16 protein-coding genes are annotated in these 19,366 nt (G+C 69.7%); 5 read left to right on the top strand and 11 right to left on the bottom strand.

Features of this window, described 5'->3' with window-relative positions:
* Positions 1-8 precede the first annotated feature (8 nt).
* From ACFW0G_RS30785 to ACFW0G_RS30770, 4 genes are all read left to right on the top strand, one after another.
* On the top strand, positions 9-935 hold the full coding sequence (locus ACFW0G_RS30785; RefSeq protein WP_378328935.1) for a S8 family peptidase: 927 nt from the start codon (positions 9-11) through the stop codon (positions 933-935).
* Positions 936-1,091: 156 nt separating this feature from the next.
* Positions 1,092-4,469, top strand: a complete 3,378-nt coding sequence (locus ACFW0G_RS30780) for a pyruvate carboxylase (RefSeq protein ID WP_378328934.1) — start codon at positions 1,092-1,094, stop codon at positions 4,467-4,469.
* 91 nt (positions 4,470-4,560) lie between these two features.
* Positions 4,561-5,370, top strand: coding sequence for an arginase family protein (locus ACFW0G_RS30775; RefSeq protein WP_378328933.1), 810 nt, complete (start codon positions 4,561-4,563; stop codon positions 5,368-5,370).
* A 358-nt stretch (positions 5,371-5,728) separates the two neighbouring features.
* Positions 5,729-7,018 (top strand): PucR family transcriptional regulator, encoded by a 1,290-nt coding sequence (locus ACFW0G_RS30770; protein ID WP_378328932.1) that lies wholly within the window; start codon positions 5,729-5,731, stop codon positions 7,016-7,018.
* Between the two features lie 276 nt (positions 7,019-7,294).
* Here the strand turns inward: ACFW0G_RS30770 and ACFW0G_RS30765 are convergent, their stop codons facing one another.
* Together ACFW0G_RS30765 and ACFW0G_RS30760 are read right to left on the bottom strand one after the other, a co-directional pair.
* Positions 7,295-8,698: a DUF6801 domain-containing protein gene (locus tag ACFW0G_RS30765; RefSeq protein ID WP_378328931.1), complete on the bottom strand. Its 1,404-nt coding sequence runs from the start codon at positions 8,696-8,698 to the stop codon at positions 7,295-7,297.
* A gap of 82 nt (positions 8,699-8,780) precedes the next feature.
* Positions 8,781-9,434, bottom strand: a complete 654-nt coding sequence (locus tag ACFW0G_RS30760) for a DUF6801 domain-containing protein (protein WP_378328930.1) — start codon at positions 9,432-9,434, stop codon at positions 8,781-8,783.
* 426 nt (positions 9,435-9,860) lie between these two features.
* Here ACFW0G_RS30760 and ACFW0G_RS30755 point away from each other — a divergent pair, with 426 nt between their 5' ends.
* Positions 9,861-10,775: an RCC1 domain-containing protein gene (locus tag ACFW0G_RS30755; RefSeq protein ID WP_378328929.1), complete on the top strand. Its 915-nt coding sequence runs from the start codon at positions 9,861-9,863 to the stop codon at positions 10,773-10,775.
* Between the two features lie 43 nt (positions 10,776-10,818).
* Here ACFW0G_RS30755 and ACFW0G_RS30750 read toward each other — a convergent pair whose 3' ends face one another.
* From ACFW0G_RS30750 to ACFW0G_RS30710, 9 genes are all read right to left on the bottom strand, one after another.
* Positions 10,819-11,475, bottom strand: a complete 657-nt coding sequence (locus tag ACFW0G_RS30750; RefSeq protein ID WP_378328928.1) for a hypothetical protein — start codon at positions 11,473-11,475, stop codon at positions 10,819-10,821.
* Positions 11,476-11,541: 66 nt separating this feature from the next.
* Complete coding sequence (locus ACFW0G_RS30745; protein WP_378328927.1) at positions 11,542-12,144, bottom strand: hypothetical protein; 603 nt, start codon at positions 12,142-12,144, stop codon at positions 11,542-11,544.
* Between the two features lie 76 nt (positions 12,145-12,220).
* Positions 12,221-12,769: a hypothetical protein gene (locus ACFW0G_RS30740; protein WP_378328926.1), complete on the bottom strand. Its 549-nt coding sequence runs from the start codon at positions 12,767-12,769 to the stop codon at positions 12,221-12,223.
* Positions 12,754-13,941, bottom strand: a complete 1,188-nt coding sequence (locus ACFW0G_RS30735; protein ID WP_378328925.1) for an MlaD family protein — start codon at positions 13,939-13,941, stop codon at positions 12,754-12,756. The genes ACFW0G_RS30740 and ACFW0G_RS30735 overlap by 16 nt, the downstream gene beginning before the upstream one ends.
* Entirely contained in the window at positions 13,941-15,062 is a 1,122-nt protein-coding gene (locus ACFW0G_RS30730) for an MCE family protein (protein WP_378328924.1), read from the bottom strand. The genes ACFW0G_RS30735 and ACFW0G_RS30730 overlap by 1 nt, the downstream gene beginning before the upstream one ends.
* Positions 15,059-16,078 (bottom strand): MCE family protein, encoded by a 1,020-nt coding sequence (locus ACFW0G_RS30725; RefSeq protein WP_378328923.1) that lies wholly within the window; start codon positions 16,076-16,078, stop codon positions 15,059-15,061. The genes ACFW0G_RS30730 and ACFW0G_RS30725 overlap by 4 nt, the downstream gene beginning before the upstream one ends.
* Entirely contained in the window at positions 16,075-17,067 is a 993-nt protein-coding gene (locus ACFW0G_RS30720; RefSeq protein ID WP_378328922.1) for an MCE family protein, read from the bottom strand. Before ACFW0G_RS30720 ends, ACFW0G_RS30725 begins: the two co-directional genes overlap by 4 nt.
* Entirely contained in the window at positions 17,064-18,065 is a 1,002-nt protein-coding gene (locus ACFW0G_RS30715) for an MCE family protein (RefSeq protein WP_378328921.1), read from the bottom strand. The genes ACFW0G_RS30720 and ACFW0G_RS30715 overlap by 4 nt, the downstream gene beginning before the upstream one ends.
* Positions 18,062-19,339 carry an MCE family protein gene (locus tag ACFW0G_RS30710; RefSeq protein ID WP_378328920.1) on the bottom strand — a complete coding sequence of 426 codons (1,278 nt, stop codon included), beginning with the start codon at positions 19,337-19,339 and terminating at the stop codon, positions 18,062-18,064. Before ACFW0G_RS30710 ends, ACFW0G_RS30715 begins: the two co-directional genes overlap by 4 nt.
* Positions 19,340-19,366: the final 27 nt, after the last annotated feature.

Genomic DNA, 19,366 nt, shown 5'->3' with positions numbered 1-19,366 from the left:
ACGCAGACATGACTCTGCGACGTGGGCTCGGAACGGCGATGGTGGCGCTCGTGGTGACGGCGGCCGGGCAGGCGCCCGCGCAGTCGAGCCCGCAAGGCGTCCAGCCGAACCCGCCGAGCTGGGGACTCGACCGGATCGACCAGCGCACCGGCCTCGACCGGAACTACCGCTACGCCACCGAAGCCGCGGATGTCACGGTGTACGTGATCGACAGCGGTGTCGACGCGAAGCACCCCGACTTCGAGGGCCGTGTCGCGGCGGGCAAGGACTTCCTCGGTGACGGCACGGGAACCGACACCACCGACACGAACGGCCACGGCACGCGGCTGGCCGGGGTCGCGGCCGGGAAGACGTTCGGGGTGGCCAAGAAGGCCCGGATCGTCCCGGTCCGGGTGATCGACAAGGACGGCGGCGGGGCGACCGAGAAGATCATCGCCGGAATCGACTGGGTCCGGCAGAACGCCCACCAGCCCGCGGTCGCGGTGCTGGGTATCGGCGGCGCGCCCAACGAGAAGCTCGACGACGCCGTGCGCGCGCTCGCCGGGGCCGTCCCGGTGGCCGTCCCCGCGGGCGGTTCCGGGTCCGACGCAAGCGCTTTCTCCCCCGCGCGGGTGACCGAGGCGCTGACCGTGGCGGGCAGTGACATTCAGGACAAGGCCTCGCCGAGGTCGAACTACGGCTCGACCGTGGACCTCTACGCACCGGGCGTCGACATCCCCGGCCCGGTGGCGGGCGGCCAGGGCGCGAGCCCCCTCACCGGCACGTCGATGTCGGCCGCGTTCGTCGCGGGCGCCGCCGCGCTCTACCGTTCGCGGCATCCGCAGGCCACCGCGGCCCAGGTCGCCGACGGACTGGTCGCGGCCGCGTCGAAGAACGCCCTCTCCGGCGTGCCGGACGGTACCCCGAACCGGCTGCTGTACACCTCTCCTGCCTGACCTGGCCGAGTACCCCGATGCGGTCGGAAGACCACGTTCGGTGCGTCATGACGTCCATCACCTGGACAACGCCTCCCGTCCGGTGGGAGACCCCGGTAACGTGCGTCACCTGATTCCACCGTGCTGAACCACCACAAAGATCGGGAAGGACCAGGCATGTTCCGCAAGGTGCTGGTCGCCAACCGGGGCGAGATCGCCATCCGAGCGTTCCGCGCCGGCTACGAACTCGGGGCGGGAACCGTCGCCGTGTTCCCGCACGAGGACCGCAACTCGCTGCACCGGCTGAAGGCCGACGAGGCCTACGAGATCGGCGAGCCGGGACACCCGGTCCGCGCCTATCTCTCCGTGGGCGAGATCGTCAGCGCCGCCCAGAAGGCGGGCGCGGACGCCGTGTACCCGGGCTATGGCTTCCTGTCCGAGAATCCCGATCTCGCGCGCGCGTGCGAGGAAGCGGGCATCACGTTCGTCGGGCCCAGCGCCGAAATCCTCGAACTGACCGGGAACAAGGCCCGCGCGGTCAAGGCCGCGCGCGAGGCCGGGGTGCCGGTGCTCGGTTCGTCGGAGCCGTCGTCCGACGTCGACGCGCTCGTCGCGGCGGCCGAGGAGCTCGGCTTCCCGGTGTTCGTCAAGGCCGTGGCCGGTGGCGGCGGTCGAGGCATGCGCCGTGTCGAGGATCCCGCGCTGCTGAGGGAATCCATCGAGGCCGCCGCGCGCGAGGCCGAATCGGCGTTCGGTGATCCGACGGTGTTCCTGGAGAAGGCCGTCGTCGAACCGCGGCACATCGAGGTCCAGATCCTCGCCGACGGCGCGGGCAACGTGATTCACCTGTTCGAGCGCGACTGCTCGGTGCAGCGGCGGCACCAGAAGGTCGTCGAGCTGGCCCCCGCGCCGAACCTCGATCCCGGGCTGCGGGACCGCATCTGCGCCGACGCGGTGAAGTTCGCCCGCCAGATCGGCTACCGCAACGCCGGGACCGTCGAGTTCCTGCTCGACCGCGACGGCAACCACGTGTTCATCGAGATGAACCCGCGCATCCAGGTGGAGCACACGGTGACCGAGGAGGTCACCGACGTCGACCTGGTGCAGTCGCAGCTGCGCATCGCCTCCGGCGAGACGCTGGAGGACCTCGGTCTTTCGCAGGACAGCGTCTACCTTCGTGGCGCGGCGCTGCAGTGCCGGATCACCACCGAGGACCCCGCCAACGGCTTCCGCCCGGACACCGGGATGATCAGCGCCTACCGTTCGCCCGGTGGCTCCGGCATCCGGCTCGACGGCGGGACGGCCTTCTCCGGCACGGAGATCAGCGCGCACTTCGACTCGCTGCTGGTCAAGCTGAGCTGCCGCGGCCGTGACTTCCGCACCGCGGTCGGCCGGGCGCGCCGCGCGGTCGCCGAGTTCCGGATCCGCGGTGTCGCCACGAACATCCCGTTCCTGCAGGCGGTGCTCGACGATCCGGACTTCCGCGAGGGCCGCGTGACGACGTCGTTCATCGAGGAACGGCCGCATCTGCTCACCGCGCGCCACTCCGCCGACCGGGGCACGAAGCTGCTCACCTACCTCGCCGACCGGACGGTCAACAAACCGCACGGCGAACGGCCCCGCACTCTCGACCCGCAGGTGAAGCTGCCGAAACTGGCCAAGGAAGCGGTACCACCCGCCGGGTCGAAGCAGAAGCTGGCCGAGCTCGGGCCAGCCGGGTTCGCGAGCTGGCTGCGGGAATCGCCGCTCGTCGGCGTCACCGACACGACGTTCCGCGACGCGCACCAGTCGCTGCTCGCCACCCGGGTGCGCACCAAGGATCTCCTCGCGGTCGCGCCGGTGGTCGCGAACACCCTGCCGCAGCTGCTTTCGCTGGAATGCTGGGGCGGCGCCACCTACGACGTCGCGCTGCGCTTCCTCGCCGAGGATCCGTGGGAGCGGCTGGCGAGGCTGCGCGCGGCGGTGCCGAACATCTGCCTGCAGATGCTGTTGCGCGGCCGCAACACCGTCGGCTACACGCCTTATCCGACCGAGGTGACCTCCGCCTTCGTCGAGGAGGCGACCGCGACCGGGATCGACATCTTCCGCATCTTCGACGCGCTCAACGACGTCGAGCAGATGCGGCCCGCGATCGAGGCGGTGCGGGAGACCGGGACGGCCGTGGCCGAGGTGGCGCTCTGCTACACCTCGGACCTGTCCGACCCGGCCGAGAAACTGTACACATTGGACTACTACCTGAAGCTGGCCGAGCAGATCGTCGGCGCGGGCGCTCACGTGCTGGCGGTCAAGGACATGGCGGGCCTGCTGCGCGCGCCCGCCGCGGTCCGGCTGGTTTCCGCGCTGCGCAAGGAGTTCGACCTCCCGGTGCACATCCACACGCACGACACCGCCGGTGGTCAGCTGGCCACCTACCTCGCCGCGATCGGCGCGGGGGCGGACGCGGTGGACGGCGCGGTGTCGTCGATGGCGGGCACGACGTCGCAGCCCTCGCTTTCGTCCATTGTGGCCGGTACGGACCACTCCGACCGTGTCACCGGGCTCGATCTGCAGGCGATCGGCGAGCTGGAGCCGTACTGGGAAAGCGTGCGCAAGATCTACGCGCCGTTCGAGGCGGGGCTCGCCTCGCCGACCGGCCGGGTCTACCACCACGAGATCCCCGGCGGTCAGCTGTCGAACCTGCGGACCCAGGCCATCGCGCTCGGTCTCGGCGACCGGTTCGAGGACATCGAAGCGATGTACGCCGCGGCCGACCGCATCCTCGGCCATCTGGTCAAGGTCACTCCGTCGTCCAAAGTGGTCGGTGACCTCGCGCTGCACCTGGTCGGCGCGGGTGTCTCACCCGAGGACTTCGAAGCGGAGCCGAACAAGTTCGACATCCCGGACTCGGTGATCGGCTTCCTGCGCGGCGAGCTCGGCGATCCGCCGGGCGGCTGGCCGGAACCGTTCCGCACCAAGGCGCTGGCGGGCCGGGCCGAGGCCAAGCCGGTGGTCGGACTGTCCGAAGAGGACCGTGAAGGGCTGGCAGGCGATCGCCGCCGGACACTCAACCGGCTGCTGTTCCCGGCGCCGACCAAGGAGTTCGAGGCGCACCGCGAGCAGTACGGCGACACGAGTGTGCTGCCCAGCAAGGACTTCTTCTACGGGCTGCGGCCGGGCGAGGAGTACTCGGTCGACCTGGAGCAGGGCGTCCGGCTGCTCATCGAGCTGGAGGCGATCGGCGAGGCGGACGAGCGCGGGATGCGCACGGTAATGGCCTCGCTCAACGGCCAGCTCCGGCCGATCTCGGTCCGCGACGCCTCGGTGGCCGCCGACATCCCGGCGACCGAGAAGGCGGAGAAGGGCAACCCGAAGCAGGTCGCCGCGCCGTTCGCCGGGGTGGTCACGCTGCAGGTCGCCGAGGGTGACGTCGTCGAGGCCGGTGCCACGGTCGCGACCATCGAGGCGATGAAGATGGAGGCCTCGATCACCGCGGCGGGCGGCGGCAAGGTCGCGCGGCTGGCGATCAACGCCGTCCAGCAGGTCGAAGGCGGCGACCTCCTGCTCGTCCTGGAGTGAGCTGAAGGGGACTTTCCCGCATGCCATGCGGGGAAAGTCCCCTTCAGCTCGTCTTACGCGAGCAACGTCCCCTTCAGCTAACGTCGCGGACATGCTCATCAACGCGGTTCCCCAGTGGCAGGGCGCGCTCAGCCCGCGCGCGCCGGAGCTTCCCGACGGGTGTGTGGCGCTCGCCGAGCTGGCCGGGCACGTGCTCGGCCAGCCGGTGCACCACATCCAGCAGAGCAGGGCGACGTCGCCGGTGGTCGGCGGTATCGCCAACCGGGAGGTCCTGCTCGCGAACCGCCCGGCGCAGCTGGCCGCGCTGGAGGCGCCCGGCGGCCCGGTGCTGACCATCGGCGGGGACTGCGGGACCGAACTGGTCCCCGTCGGCGTCGCGCGGTTCCGGTACGGACCGGGTCTCGGCATTGTCTGGTTCGACGCGCATCCCGATCTCAACACCGCGGAATCCTCGACGTCCGGTGCCTACCACGGGATGGTGCTGCGGTCACTGCTCGGCGACGGCGACCCGGACTTCGTGGCGAATCCCGCTCTGGAGCGGGGGAGGGCGGTGCTCGCCGGGACAAGGGTCTTCGACGACGCCGAGCGGGAGGCGGCCGAGAGCGGCCTCGTCGCGCGGGTCCCCGACATCACCGAGGACGGCGCCCTCATCGCCGCGTTGTCCGGTGCGGAGCACGTCTACGTGCATCTCGACCTCGACATCCTCGACCCCGATGAGTTCGGCGGGCTCAATTTCCCCGAGCCCGGCGGGGTGACGATCGCCGAGCTGGTCGCGGCCATCGAGTCCCTGTCCGCCTTCGATGTCGTCGGCGCCGGGATCACCGAAGGCGTCGGCACCGAAGGGCTGGAAGTGCTGGAACCCGTGCTGGCCGCGATCGGCGGGCTGCTCAGCCGGGGTTAGCCCGGTTGGCCGCGCGGGCACCGAGGGACGCCTTCGGTGCGTTCGATGCACCGAGGGACGCCCTCGTCGCGCTCAACGCACCCAGGGCGTCCCTCGGATCTCCACGGGGTAACTCGCGAAGCCCGGCGTTCGTCCGTTCGTACGTATTTTCCCGGGCACCCGGTGGACGGGTTTTCCTCCACTACGAGGTGGTGCCGGAGATCTTGTCACGAACATGACAAGAACTCGGTTTTCTGCGGAACAGGTGACACATCGGGGGCTAGTTTTTCGATGTGTCCGGTGTCACCCCCGCAGCGGCGCGGGGAGGTGTGGCCGTGCCTCGGCGCGGCCGGACGCTGGGTGGAGCGAAGGAGCTGCGATGTCGCTGGAGCGCGGATTCGAGCACGCTGCGCCCCCGGCGGCACTGCCGCGGAAACTCGCCGACATCCTCCGCCCCGAACTCGGCAGCCTCGCCACCGAGATCGTCGAGGAGATCCGCGCGACCATCCCGGCCTACGCGCGTCCGCTCGACGGCCCGTACGGCAAGTCGATCCGTGCCGGCGTCGAATACGCGATCACGTTGTTCGTCGCGCAGATCGCGGATCCGTCGGTGTCGAAGGAGCAGTCCCACGAGGTGCACCACCGGCTCGGGCAGAACGAGATGCGCGAGGGCCGCAGCCTGGACTCGCTGCAGTCCGCCTACCGCGTCGGCGCGCGGGTTTCGTGGCGGCGGATCATGCGTGTCGGCAGGCGCAGCGGCCTGTCCTCGGCGGTGATGTCCCAGCTGGCCGACGCGATGCTGGGGTTCATGGACGAACTCGCCTCGGTGGCGCTCGACGGCTACCTCGAGGCCAAGGCGAGAACCGCGGGCGCGCTGGACAGCTGGAGACGCAAGCTGCTCCAGCTCGTGCTCGAAAGCCCGCCCGCACCGGCGAAGGCGATCACCGAACTGGCGCAGCTCATCGGCTGGACGGTCCCCGCGCAGGCGACGCCGGTTGCCCTCCACCCCCAGGGCGAGGCGCTTCCGCCGCGCCGCATGGCGGCGCTGGACTCCGACGTACTCGCCGAACTCGACGGCGTGGAGCCGAAACTCGTCGTCCCCGGCGAGATCAGCGCCGCACGACTGGCCTCGCTGCAGGCCGCGCTCCCGGACTGCCGCCTCGCCCTCGGCCCGCGCGTCGCACTCGACACTCTCGCCGATTCGTTGCGCTGGGCCCGGCGCGCACTGCTGCTCGCCGAACGCGGCGTCATCGTGCCGCGTCGCGTGGTCCGTGCCGAGGACCATCTGGCGACCCTGCTGGTCAATTCCGATCTCGGCCTGGTCGGTGCGTTGCGGAACCGGCTGTTCGCGCCGCTGGTGAGCATGACCGACAAACAGCGGGAACGGCTGCTGGAGACGCTGCGGGCCTGGCTGGACAGCCAGGGCAACGTCGTCGAGATCGCCGAGCGCCTCGGCGTGCACCCGCAGACCGTCCGCTACCGGATGCGCCAGCTTCAGTCGACCTTCGGCGAGAACCTGCGTGATCCCGCCGCCCGCTTCGAAATGGAACTCGCCCTGCGGGCGGGGACGTGCCAAGCGCCGCCGGGAAATCGTTTCCCCGTCAGTGAACTGCTTCCCGCGCCGCGGCGGAGCGGTCCACAGTGGACGCCCAAACAGGCGACACGCTGAGCCGCTGAGCCTGGATCCACGGACGCTCGGATGACGCGAACGTGTGATGTGCTGAGCCTGTCGCGAACGACGCGTTCGGGACGTTCAGCGGAACCATCTGCTCCCGTCAGCCCCACTCGCCCCGCGAGTCACCCGTCGCGCGCGCTGGCGCGTGGTGCTGAGGCGGGATGTCCGTGGGGGCCTCCCCGGGCGCAAAATGCGAGGTAACCGGATCGTCTACGGGCTGTCCTCGTTCGGGAGTCCTTTATGGACTTCAGTGCCCCTTGCGTTCGCGTGTCAGGAGGGCGGTTTGGGGCAGTTCCGGTGGTCGGGTTCGTGGCAGGGCAGGAGGTTCTGGGTGATCACCTTGGCCTGGTTCCCCGGCCCGGACGTCATCCCGGTCAGCAGCGCGTCGAGGGGTTCCGCGACGCCGCAGCCCTTGAAGGGCGGCAGCGTGAACCCGCGGAACTTCGGATCCGGCGAGTTCGGATCGGTGCCGATGACGCCGATCCCGAACGGGTCGTAGTCACCGCGGATGTCGAGGGCCACCGGCCGGGCGGTCACGCAGTCCGGGCCGAGGTCCAGCGGGGTGCCGTTGACCTTCGCGTCACTCATCCTGGCCATGACTTCGAGGTGCGTGGTGAGGATCCCGTTGTCCAGCGATCCGACGATCTCGATGTCCTTGCCGTTCTTGTAGTCGAGCGGCAGGAACTCGACGGTCCCGCTGACCGGGACGAAGCCGAAACCCAGGAAGGGCACCGAGACCGGCTTGAAGGAGACGAAACCCTGTGCCGTCACCACGGGTGGCGAGTCCGGTGGGAAACGCATGATCAACCGGCCCTTGACCAGCCCGGTCGGGCCGGTGGCCACCTTGACGCCCAGGCGTTCCACCGTGGCCGTCGAGGTGACCCGCACCAGGCCGAGGGCCTGGATGTAGGGCGGCGGTTCTTCGTCCTGCGCGGTCACCGTTCCCGGCTCGCCGCGCCGCTCGCCGGGTGCTCCTCCCGGTGTCGCCGGAGCCGGGGATGCCGTCTGGGGAGTCGCCGGGGGCGTCACCATGATGGAGCCGAGTGTCGTGTTCTGCTCCGGATCCAGCGTGCAGGTGACCTGCTTCGCCGGCGCCGTCGCGGGGGTGCCGTCGGGCAGGGGTGACTGCAGCGCGAGGGTGGGCGCGGCGAGCCCGAGGACGACGGGTCCGGCGGATTCGAGGGCGAACTCCGGTGGCTTCCCGGTCGCGGTCAGGGTGAGGTCACCGGTGTCCGGCACCGGAGTCGGCGCGACGTCCATCGGGACGGTGATGGTGTCGTGCTTCGTGTCCTGGACAGCGGTGAGGACGACGCTGAGTCCACCTTGGACAGACCCGTGACCAGGAGTGCCAGGGGTGACCAGGGACTGCGCCGCGTCACGCGGCAGGACGAGCTTCATCGACAACTCGCCGAGCGTGATGGGCTTGCTCTTCGGCGCCGAAACCGGGAGTTTCGCGGTGATCTCGGCCGACACCCCCCGGGGGCCGATCGGGGCGGCGAACGCGCACGTGCTCGTGACGGCGCGCGTGACGGCGCGGAGTTCCTGTGCCGACGGGGATTCCGGGCCGGTCGCCGCCGACCCCACGCCGGTCAGCCCGCCGGTGATGACGGACGCGAGTCCGACGGCCGTGAGCGCGCTCGCTGTCGTTCTCCGCCTGCGGGCTTGGCTTGTCATGGATGTCCCGGCTCCGGTGGTGATCGGGTACGGAGCGGGGTGGCCGGTGCCCGAAGGCGCCGGCCACCCCGGCCGTCGTGGGCTAGGTGATGGTGATCGACGGGGTGAACGCCGTGTTCTGCGGCGGCGTCGTGGCCTTCAGGTTGCACGTCATGTTGTACGACGTCCAGGTGTTGGTCGAACCGCGGTGGAACTGCAGCTGCGCGGTGAGCTGCTGGCCCAGCGACAGCGTCGCGGTGCCCGGGCTCCCCGCGGTGGCGGTCGGGATGCTGGAGGTCGCCACCTGCGAGATGACGACGGTGATCGGCTTGCCGTCGGCTGGATAGATCTTCTCCGGGACCTCCAGGCCGGTCGCGGCGGGCTGCGACAGGGTCCCGTTGGCGAGAGTGACCGGGACACTGGCCGTGCCGCGGATGCCGTCGTAGCCCACGGCGGTGAGCAGGGAGTGGACCGCTCCGGTGATCGTGGCCGTACCGCCCACATTGGACGGTGTCGCCGTGCCGCCCGACGGGATGGAGTCCGGCGCGTCGAGCTGTGCGGTCACCACCACCGGCTGCGGCTGGATCCCGGGGAACGTGCAGAGATACGTGACGCCGGTGGGCGGGTTCGTGGTCGGGTCCCCGACCTTGTAGGTGACCGTGGCGGCCATCGCGGTGCCGGCGGTGAGGACGATCGCCGCGCCGACGGCGGCGCCCGTCGTCACCGCGCGGGCGGACAACTTCCTGAGTCGGGACATGACTGCTATCTCCTTTGATCCAGTTCGACCCCTCGGCAGACCGCTGCTTCCGCGCCGTTCGTGTCGGGCTTCGGTGGTGGACAACCGGATTCCGGTACATTCGTCGGGCCGCAGAGCACTGTGGTGATATGTAAGGCTGATGTACGGCCGTGCCTCCCAGCTTACCTGCCGGTATCGAGGTTACTCGTGGGTTTCGTAGCGAACAAGACTTGTACCGGTACCGGGGTGACGTGGTGTTTCGGAGCCGGTTTTCTTGTCATCGGCCGAGTAATTATCCGCGCTGCCTGCTCGGGTGGTGACAAAGACGGTTCGGGACGCGGGGGATCGGTTGTGGCGGGATATCATTCTTCGATCTTGGCGGGAGAACGCGAGAATATTCGAAGCGAGAAAGAGACTGCCATGACGCGTACTTGCGGTTGTCGAAAGGTGTCCCGGCGGGGTGTGGTGTTCGCGGCGGTGGCGGTGTTGTGCGCGCCGGTCCTCACCGCGACCGGGGCGCTGGCCGCCCCGGCCGACGGCGGTGTGGTGGCCTGGGGCGCCACGGACTACGGGGCCGTGCCCGCGCCACCGGAGACGGGTGCGGGCGTGACCGCCGTGTCGGCGGGTTCGCTGGACACCCTGGCCATCCGGAACGGCGGCGTTTTCGCCTGGGGCGACAACAACTTCGGCCAGACCGAGGTGCCGGCCGAGGCGACGTCGGGCGTGAGCCGGATCGCCTCGGGCTGGGCGCACGAACTCGCGCTGAAGAACGGCAAAGTGCTCGCCTGGGGCAACGACTGGTACGGCCAGACGGCCGTCCCGGCCGCCGCGGCCAGTGGTGTGGTGGACATCGCGACCACCGCGCAGCACAGCCTGGCCCTCAGACAGGGCGGTCAGGTGATCAGCTGGGGCACCCGCTCCGACGTGCCCCCGGCGGCGCAGTCCGGGGTTTCCGCGATCGCGGCGGGCGGGGATCACAACCTGGTGCTGAAGAACGGCGGGGTGCTCGCCTGGGGTGCCAACACCTACGGGCAGTCCACCGTTCCCGCCGCGGCCACCGCGGGGGTCACCATGATTTCCGCCGGGTACAACCACAGCCTGGCGTTGAAGGACGGTGGCGTGCTCGCGTGGGGCGCCAACGACGAGCATCAGACCGAGGTGCCCGCCGCCGCGCTTTCCGGCGTCGTGGCGATCGAGGCGGGCTGGAGTCACAACCTGGCGCTGAAGTCGACCGGGGAGGTCGTGGCGTGGGGTTCCGACCTGAGCGGGGAAACCAGTGGGGTGCCGGTCTTCTGCGGCCCGGTGCTGGCGATCTCAGCGGGTGACCGGACCAGCAACGCGGTGTCCGCCAAGCTGTGCTGAACGCCGGTGGGGTCCCGGCCCGGCCGGGACCCCACGGCGGATTTCAGCTCGCGGCGTTCATCTCCAGTGTCAGGGCGTTGTCCGGTCCGGACACCATCGCGCCGAGCGCGACGTCGGCGATGAAGCAGTTGGTGAACTCGGGGATCGTGTAGCTGCCGCTCACCTTGATGGGCGGGTTGAAGATGTCCACGTTCTTCGCGGTCAGGTTCATCTCGATCGGTTTGACCGTCCTGCAGCTGCCAGGCACCGTGGGCAGTGGGAAGATCGGCACGATCGGCCCCGCCCAGATGTCGCTGATCTCCATGTTCGCCGTGGCGTGCGTGGTCAGCGTGCCGTCGGTGAGGGTGCCGGTGACCGGGCCGGTCGGCGTGATCCTGACCTTGGCCTTCACCCGGAACAGCCCGGCCAGCAGGGAGATGTCGGCCTGCGAGTCGGGCAGTTTCAGGTTCGCCTTGAGCGAGACGGCGTTGGTGTCGGTGTTGACGATCAGCGCGCCGTCGAGCGAGCCGGGGCCGAGCCGCATGGTGCTGCCGGTCTTCTTGACCGTCGTGCTGCCGCTCACCTGGTAGGAGACCGGGAACTCGACTTCGTCGGCCGACGCGGGGGCGACGGCGATCGTGGAAAGGCCCAGCGCTGTCGCGGCGGTGAGGACGGCGAGCCTGCGCAGACCGGTTCTTCTGGTACGTGCAACAGCGGACATACCTGTTCTCCTTACGGTTTCCTTCACCGGGCCGGGTTCGGAACGGAACCGGCAGGTAAATGGTCTTCAGCGCGGGGAAAGATCGGTGACGACCCAGGTTCCGCCGGACCGTTCCGCGGTCACCGAAAGCTGGGCCGCCGCCGAATCGGCCGCGTTGTTGTCGGCGCGGACGGCGGATTGATCGAGAAAGACGAGCAACGTGGCGCGATCCTTGTCCAAGAATTGCACCGCGGCGGAGGAAACCCGCGAGGTGAGGATCAGTTTCTGCTGAGGTGCCTTTTCCCTGACCTGGGCGAACAGCTTGTCGTAGGAATCGCGGGCGGGGCCGCGCAGCACCGCGGCGGCCGCCTTTTCGGTGATGTCGGTCTTGTCGTAGGAGTACGAGAAGATCTTGTTCAGCGCGAGGGTCACCACCGAGGTGACGTCCGCGGTCGCGCCGACGTCGGTCAGCGCGTGGTTGGCGGTGGCCGTGCTCGAGGTGCGCGCGCGGGCTTCGAGGGTGAACCACACGCCCGCGCCCGCCAGCAGCACCGCGACGGCCAGCAGGATCACCGGCAGCCGGAACCGCTTCCGAGGTGCCTGCGAGGTCTCCTCGGTCTCTTCTTCAGGGAGTTCTTCGCGGATTTCCTCCGGGACCTCGTCCGTGGCAGGGACGGTTTTGGTGCTCATGCGATCGACTCGCTTCGCGAGGCAGTGTCTGATCGTTTTTGGCGCATGATATCCATGATTCGCTCGCAAGCGTCGCTCATCGTGCCCCCACCGGAAGCTGGTCGAGCGCGCTGAGTTTCCAGCCCGCTTCGGTCCTGGCCAGCGCGGCCGCGAACCGGTTGCGTTTGGCCGCCGGGGCCGCCCCGGCCTTCGTCACGCTGATCTCCACCGAGACCAGCATCTTCGCCGTGCCCGCGTGCGTGTCCAGTTCGCTCACCGCGGCGTCGAGCACCTTGCCGGTCGACACCGCGGCGTTCTGCGCGAGCGTCTTCTTCGTCGCGTCGTCGGTCCGGGAGAGCTGCTCGTGCAGCGGACCGGTCGAGGAGTCCCGCCAGCGGGTCAGATCCTGGTCGATCCGGTGGGAGTCGAGCGTGTTCAGGACGGCGACGAGTTCGCGGCCGGTGCGCAGCACCTCGTCCCGGGTGGCGCCGTACGCCACGGCGGGGTCGTTCGCCGCGCTGAACCACGCATAGCCCGACCAGCCCGCGAACACCGCGGCCACGGCCACCAGCGCCGTGGCGATCGCGAGCAGCGGCCGGGTCGTCAGCGCCTTCAGCGCTTTCCTGGGCACTAGTTCCGTAGCCATAACATCTCCGGGAGGTCCTTGGCGGTCGGCAGCCCGCCCAGCACGCCGGGGACGGCGGCGGGTGGGACACCGGCGTGCGGTGCGTTCTGCGAGCCACGCACCGAACTCGCGTCCCCGTGCGGCAGGGTGCACGCGGCGGCGGTGGTGAACGGCAGCGGCGAGAGATCGGTACTGGGGCGGCGCGGAGTGCTTTCGTAGCCCTGTTTGCACGGCGGCGGGTCGTTGAAGGTCAGCGCCAGCGAGAGCCGTCCGCCGTCCTTGGTGATCGCCATCGACGTGGCCGCGACGGCCTTCGGGACGTTGACCAGCAGCTCGCGCAGTCCTTCGGTCCGCGCGTCGAAGACCTGCGCCGTGGTGAGCAGGTTCGCCAGCAGGATCGGCAGGCCGGGATTGGTCTCCTTGATCAGCTTGCCGAGTTCGGTGGCGGCCGGGGGAGCCGACGCGATCAGCCTGCGCAGGTCACCGTCGGCCCCGGCCAGTTGCCCGGCGAACTCCTTGGCGTTCGCGCTGAACTGGCGCCACGCCTGCGAGGAGTCCAGCTGTGTGCGCAGCACGGTCGCGCCGTCGTCGATCAGCTGGGTCGTCTCCGGCAGGTGCTGGGCGGCGGACTGGGTGAACGACATCGCGGTGTCGGTCAGCAGCCGCAGGTCGGGTCCGGCGCCTTGGAGCGCCTTGTCGAGTTCGTCGACGACCGTGCGCAGGTCCTGGGTCGGCACGGACGCGGTCAACGAGTCCAAATCGGACAGCAGGTTCGGTACCGGGAGCGGCAGGCTGGCCTCCTCACGCGGGATCGTCGCCCCGTCGGTGAGGTAGGGCTTGTCCCCGGTGCGCGGCTGGAGGTCGACGTACTGCTCGCCGACGGCCGACCGGTTCGCCACCACGGCACGGGAGTTCGCCGGGATCGGCGGTGCCGAGGAGTCGATGAGCAGATCGGCCTCCATCCCGGCGGTGGTGAGCCGCAGCTCGCCGACGCGGCCGACGGCGACACCGCGGTAGGTCACCTCGCCGTTGGTGAACAGGCCGCCGCCCTCGGCCAGCTGCAGCCGCACGGTGTACCCGCCGCCGCCGAACAGCCTGCCGAGGCCGGCGTAGTTCGCGCCGACGAACGCCGTCGTCGCGAGCGCGATGACGACGAACGCGAGGACCTGGACGCGGGCACGGGTGGTGAGCATCAGCGGCCTCCCGTCCCGGTCGTGGGCGGTGCCGGGGACGTCGTCGGCAACGGGAACGTCGGCAGGCCGGGCGGGACGCCCTCACCCGGCGGCGGGAGGGGGACACCCGGTGCGGGCAGCAAGGCGGCGTACACGTTGAGGTAGTCGCCCTTGACCGCGTCGAGCACACGATCGGTGAACGGGAAGGTCGGCAGGATCTCCAGCGACTTCGGCAGGTTCTCCTCCGCGGCGGCCAGGCTCCGCAGGATGGGGGCGAGCGCCCGCAGGTCCGCGACGAGGTCGTCGCGGCTCCGGTGGATCACGTCGGTGGCCACCCCGGAAAGCCGGTCGAGCGACTGGAGCATCGTGACCAGCTGGGCGCGCTGGTCCGACAGCGTCTTCAGGCCGGGGGTGAGGTCGGTGAGCGCGCCCGCGACCTGCTTGTCCCGGTGGGCCAGCGTCGCCGACAGCCGGTTGAGCCCGTCGATGGCCGCGGTGATGTCGGACCGGTGCGCGTCCAAATTGGACATCAGTTTGTCCACTCCGGACAGGAAGTCCCGGATCTGCGTCTCGTTGCCGGTCATCACCTTCGACAGCTCGCGGTTGATCGTCTGCAGCTGCCCGATCCCGCCGCCGTTGAGCAGCAGCGACAACGCGCCGAAGATCTCCTCGAACTCCGGGTTTCGGTTGGTCCGGTCCGCGGTGATCGTGGCGCCGTCGGCGAGGCGCTCGGACGGCCTGCCCGCCGCGGCACCGCCGCCCACGCCATCGGCGGCCGCGAGTTCGACGAACTTCTCGCCGAGCAGGCTCGACTGCCGCAGCCGCGCGATCGCGTTCGCGGGAAGCACGACGTCGCCGTTGACCGCCACCACCGCTTCGGCGGTCCAGCCGTCCTTGCCCAGCCTGATCGACTCGACCCGCCCGACCGGGACGTCGCCCACCTTGACCGCGGCCTGTGGGACCAGGTCGAGCACGTCGGCGAACTGCACGGTCACGCGGTACGGACGCTGCCCGAGGTCGGCGCCGCCCGGCAGCGGGAGGTCGTAGACACCCTTGAACTCCCCGGAAGAGCAGCCCGTGGCCACCAGGCAGCACACGGCCATCGTGGTCAGTACCCGCCGGATCCGCCGCGTCCCGGTCATCGCCCGCCCGCCTGTCCACTGTAGACGGGGCCGGTGAGCGGCAGCCCGAAGTACTCGTTCAGATTGCCGCGGCCCTGCAGTGTCCCGGTGGCCGGGTCGACGGCGTTGATCACGTTGCTCGCCGCCAGCGGTGCGACGTCGAGCACCTCGGCCAGCGACGCGCGCTTGTCCACCAGCGTCTTCGTCGTCACCGCCAGCTTGTCCACATTGGACTTGATCTGCGCCCGGTTGTCCCTGATGAACGCCTGGATGTCGCCGAGCGCGCCGCCGAGCCCCTTGAGCGCGCCGGTCAGCTCGCCCTTGTTCTTCGCCAGGGTGTCCGAGATCTGCGCGAGCTGGCGGTTGACGTCGGAGACCTGCCGGTCGTTGGTGGCGAGCATGGTGGTGAACTTCTGCAACTCGTCGACGGTGCCGAACAGATCGCTCGAGTTCCCGGCCAGCGTGCGGGCCAGTTCCGCGAAGTTGCGCACGGACTCGTTGAACGACTTGCCGTTGCCGCCCAGATTCCGCGCGCCGGTGTGCAGCAGGTCCGAGAGCGCGCCGTCCTTGTTCGCCCCTTTCGGCCCGAGAGCCTTGGCAAGCGTGTCGAGGCTGCCGTAGAGCTGGTCGAGTTCCACCGGGGTCCCGGTGCGGTTCCTGCTGATGACGGCGTTGTCCGCCAGCCGGGGCCCGCCGCGCGCGAGCTTCGCGAACTGCACGTACCGGTCGGCGACGACGCTGGGCGCGATGACAAGCACCGTCGTGTCGGCCGCGATACCCACCGAGCCGTCGACGGTCATGCCGACCTCGACCTGCTCGCCGCGCGGAATCACCGAGTCCACCTGGCCGATCCGCACGCCGAGCACCCGGACGTCCGAGCCGGCGTAGACGCCGACGGCACGGGAGAAGTACGCCGTGACGTGATGGTTCCCGTTGCCGGAGAAGAGCCACCACAGCCCGGCCACGACGACGAGCGCGAGCAGCACGGCGAACAGGATGAACCGGTTGAGCCGTACCCCCATCCGGGTCGTGGTCATCTGCCGCCCCCGATCACCTTGTTCGGATCGCACGGATCGCGGTTCTCCGGGATGAGCCCGCACAGGTAGCCGTCGACCCAGTGCCCGTTCCCCGCGGCGTTGTTGACGACCCGGAAGTACGGGCCCGCCAGTTCGAGGCTCTTGGAGAGGTTGTCGTTCTGTTTCTGGAGCAGGTCGGTGACCTGGCCGAGCTGGCTCAGCGCCGGGCCGAGCTGGTCCTTGTTGTCCTTGACGAACCCGGACAGCTCTTCGGCCAGCTTCTGTGCTCCGGTGAGCAGTTCGTGAATGGCGTCGCGGCGGCTGTTGAGCTCGGTCAGCAACAGGTTCCCGTCCTTGACCAGCGCCTCGAAGTCGTCGTTGGAGTTCGCCAGTGTCGTGGTCAGGCGCCGGGCGTTGGCCAGCAGCTCGGCGATCTGGTTGTCCCGCGAGGAAACCGTCTTCGACAACGCGCTCAGCCCGTCGAGCGCGGTGCGGATGTGCTCCGGCGAGTTGCGGAAGGTGTCGCTGATCGACCCGAAACTGTCCGCGAGCTGTTTCGTGTCGATCTGGCCCACGGTGTCGGCGAGCCCGTTGAAGGCGTCGGTGACGTCGAACGGCGTGACCGTGCGGTCCCGCCCGATCGGCCGGTCCGGGTCCTGCACGCCGGCGCCGGTCGGGTGCAGCGCGAGGAACTTGCGGCCCAGCAACGTCTTGATCTTGATTTCGGCCGAGGTCCGGTCACCGACCCACGCGCCCTTGACCCGGAACGTCACGTTCACGTGGTCGTCGGCGAGCGCGACGCCGGTGACCTCGCCGACCTTGATCCCCGCGACGCGGACCTCGTCGTCGGGCTGCAACCCGGCGGCCTCGGAGAACTCGGCGGCGTAGGTGGTGCCCCCGCCGACGACCGGCAGGTTGTCCCAGTTCAGTGTCACGGTCAGCACCGCGGCGAGGCCGAGGCTGCCGAGGATGCCGATGGTGAGCGGGTTGCGTTCCTTGAACGACTTCACGATCCGCACCTCGCCGCCGTCTGGCGCACGCCGCGCGGGGGATCGGTCAGCAGGGTCGCGCTGCACAGGTAGAAGTTCACCCACGACGCGTACGAGGCCGTCCTGCCGAGCGCGTTGTACTTCTCCGGCAGGGTGGTCAGCGCTTTGTCCACATCGGACTTCCCCTTCACCAGCTGCTCGGACAACGCGTTCAGCCCGGCGATGCTGTCCTTCAGGCCCGGGCGGGCCTGCTCGAACAGGCCGGCGGTGGCGTCCGAGAGGTCGGCCAGCCCGCTGATCGCGTCGCCGATCGCGGCCCGGTCCCCGGCCAGCCCGGAGACCAGCTTGCGCAGCGTGGAGATCAGGTCCGCCAGCGCGTCCCCCTTGCCGTTGACGGTCGTCAGCACGGCGTTGAGATTGCCGATCACCTCGCCGATCACCTTGTCCCGCCCGGCGAGCGTGCTGGTGAGCGAGCCGGTGTGCGCGAGCAGGCTTTCGACGGTCCCGCCCTCGCCCTGAAGCACCTGCACGATCTCGCCGGAGAGCTGGTTGACGTCGTTCGGCGAAAGGGCCTGGAACAGCGGTTTGAAGCCGTTGAAGAGATCGGTCAGATCGAGCGCGGCGGTGGTGCGCTGGATCGGGATCTCGCCGCCCTTCGGGAGTTCGCCCGCGCCGCTTTTACCGCGCTCCAGCGCGATGTAGCGCTGGCCGACCATGTTGCGGTACTTGATCACCGCGCCGACGTCGGCGGGCAGGACGCGCTCGGAGTCGAGGGAGAACCGGACGTGCGCGAGGTTCCGGTCCGCGATCTCCAGCTTCTCGACCTGGCCGACCCGGACGCCGGAGATACGGACGTCGTCGCCGACGTTCAGCGCGGTCGCGTCGGTGAACGTGGCCCCGTAGAGATGCGTGTCGCCGACTCCGGTGTTGGTGATGGAGATGGCCAGCAGCGCCGTGGCCAGCCCGGTGACCAGGATGAAGACGAGGCTCTTGAGCAGGGCGGGGACGAACTTCCTCATCGCAGCGTCACCTCCGTGCCGCGATAGAGCGGGCCGACGAGCACGCTGCCCCACGCGGGGACGTCCGACGGCGGTACCCCGAGCTGCGGCGCGACGAGGGTGGTCAGCAATCCTTGCTCCTGCGGGGAGTTCGCGAGGCCGAGGTCACCGGCGCCGCCGGGGACCAGCGGCGTGTGCGCGGTGCCCGGCGCGAGCGCGGGCGTCCCGGCGACCGGCAGGACGCCGTTGGGATAGCAGCGCGGGCCGCTGTCGGCGCGGTAGGCCGGATCGTCCTTGCCCGGCACGTATTTCCCGCGTGTCCCGGTGATCGTGATGTCGGCGTGCAGCCCCGGCTGGCTCGTGCCCGCGCCCAGCACTGTGTCCATCCAGCCTTTCAGTTCCACCATCCGGTCGAGCGTGCACTTGAAGCTGGGGGAGTACTTCGCGCCGATCTCCAGCGGGGCCTTGCTGCCGGTGGCCAGCCGGATGATGTTGTTCTTGTTGTTGTTCAGGAACGTGGTGATCTCCTCCGACGAATCGGTGACGCGCTGGTAGACGTCGGCGAGGTCGGCGCCCTTGTCCTTGACGGTGCCGAGCGTGACCGCCGAGCTGGTGAGCGCGTCGAGCAGATCGGGCGCGATGTCGCCGTAGAGCGTGGTCACGGCCGCGAGATCGCGGACGTTCTGGTCGAGGCGCGGAAGGTTCGGGTTGAACCGGGTGAGGTAGTCCGACGCGGTGCTCAGCGTCTTCCCGAGCTGTTCGCCCCGGCCGTCCAGCGCGGTCGCGACGGCGGTGAGGGTGGTCGCGAGTTTCTGCGGCTGCACGGCTTTGAGCACCGGCAGGAGGTTGTCGAAGACGCGCTCCAGCTCGATCGCGTTGGCCGAGCGGTCCTGGGTGATGACGTCGTCCGCCTTCAGGTGCGGCGTCCTCGGACCGTCCGGAATGGACAGTTGGACGTAGCGCTCGCCGAAGAGCGTCTTCGGGACCAGCAACGCGGAGACGTTGCCGGGCAGCATGTCCACTTTGGAGGGTTCCAGTGCGAGGGCGATCTCCGCGCCCGACGGCGTCGCGCGGACCCCGCGGATCTCGCCGACGACCACGCCGCGGGCCTTGACCTGCCCGCCCGCCTTGAGCTGGTTGCCGATGCGGTCGGCCCTGAGCGTCACCGGCACCGACGTCACGAAGTCCTTGTCGTAGACCATGACCGAGAGCCAGGCAAGCCCGACCATCACGACGAGGAACATCGCCCCGGCGGCCCGGACCCCGGCCTTGCGCAGCCCCGTGTGCCTGCTCATGCGATCGCCTCGCTCCGCGAGACAGTG

The organism is Amycolatopsis sp. NPDC058986, assembly GCF_042741125.1.
Lineage (GTDB): Bacteria > Actinomycetota > Actinomycetes > Mycobacteriales > Pseudonocardiaceae > Amycolatopsis.
Note: the sequence above shows the minus strand (reverse complement) of the source record. Positions and strands in the feature narration are given on the sequence as shown.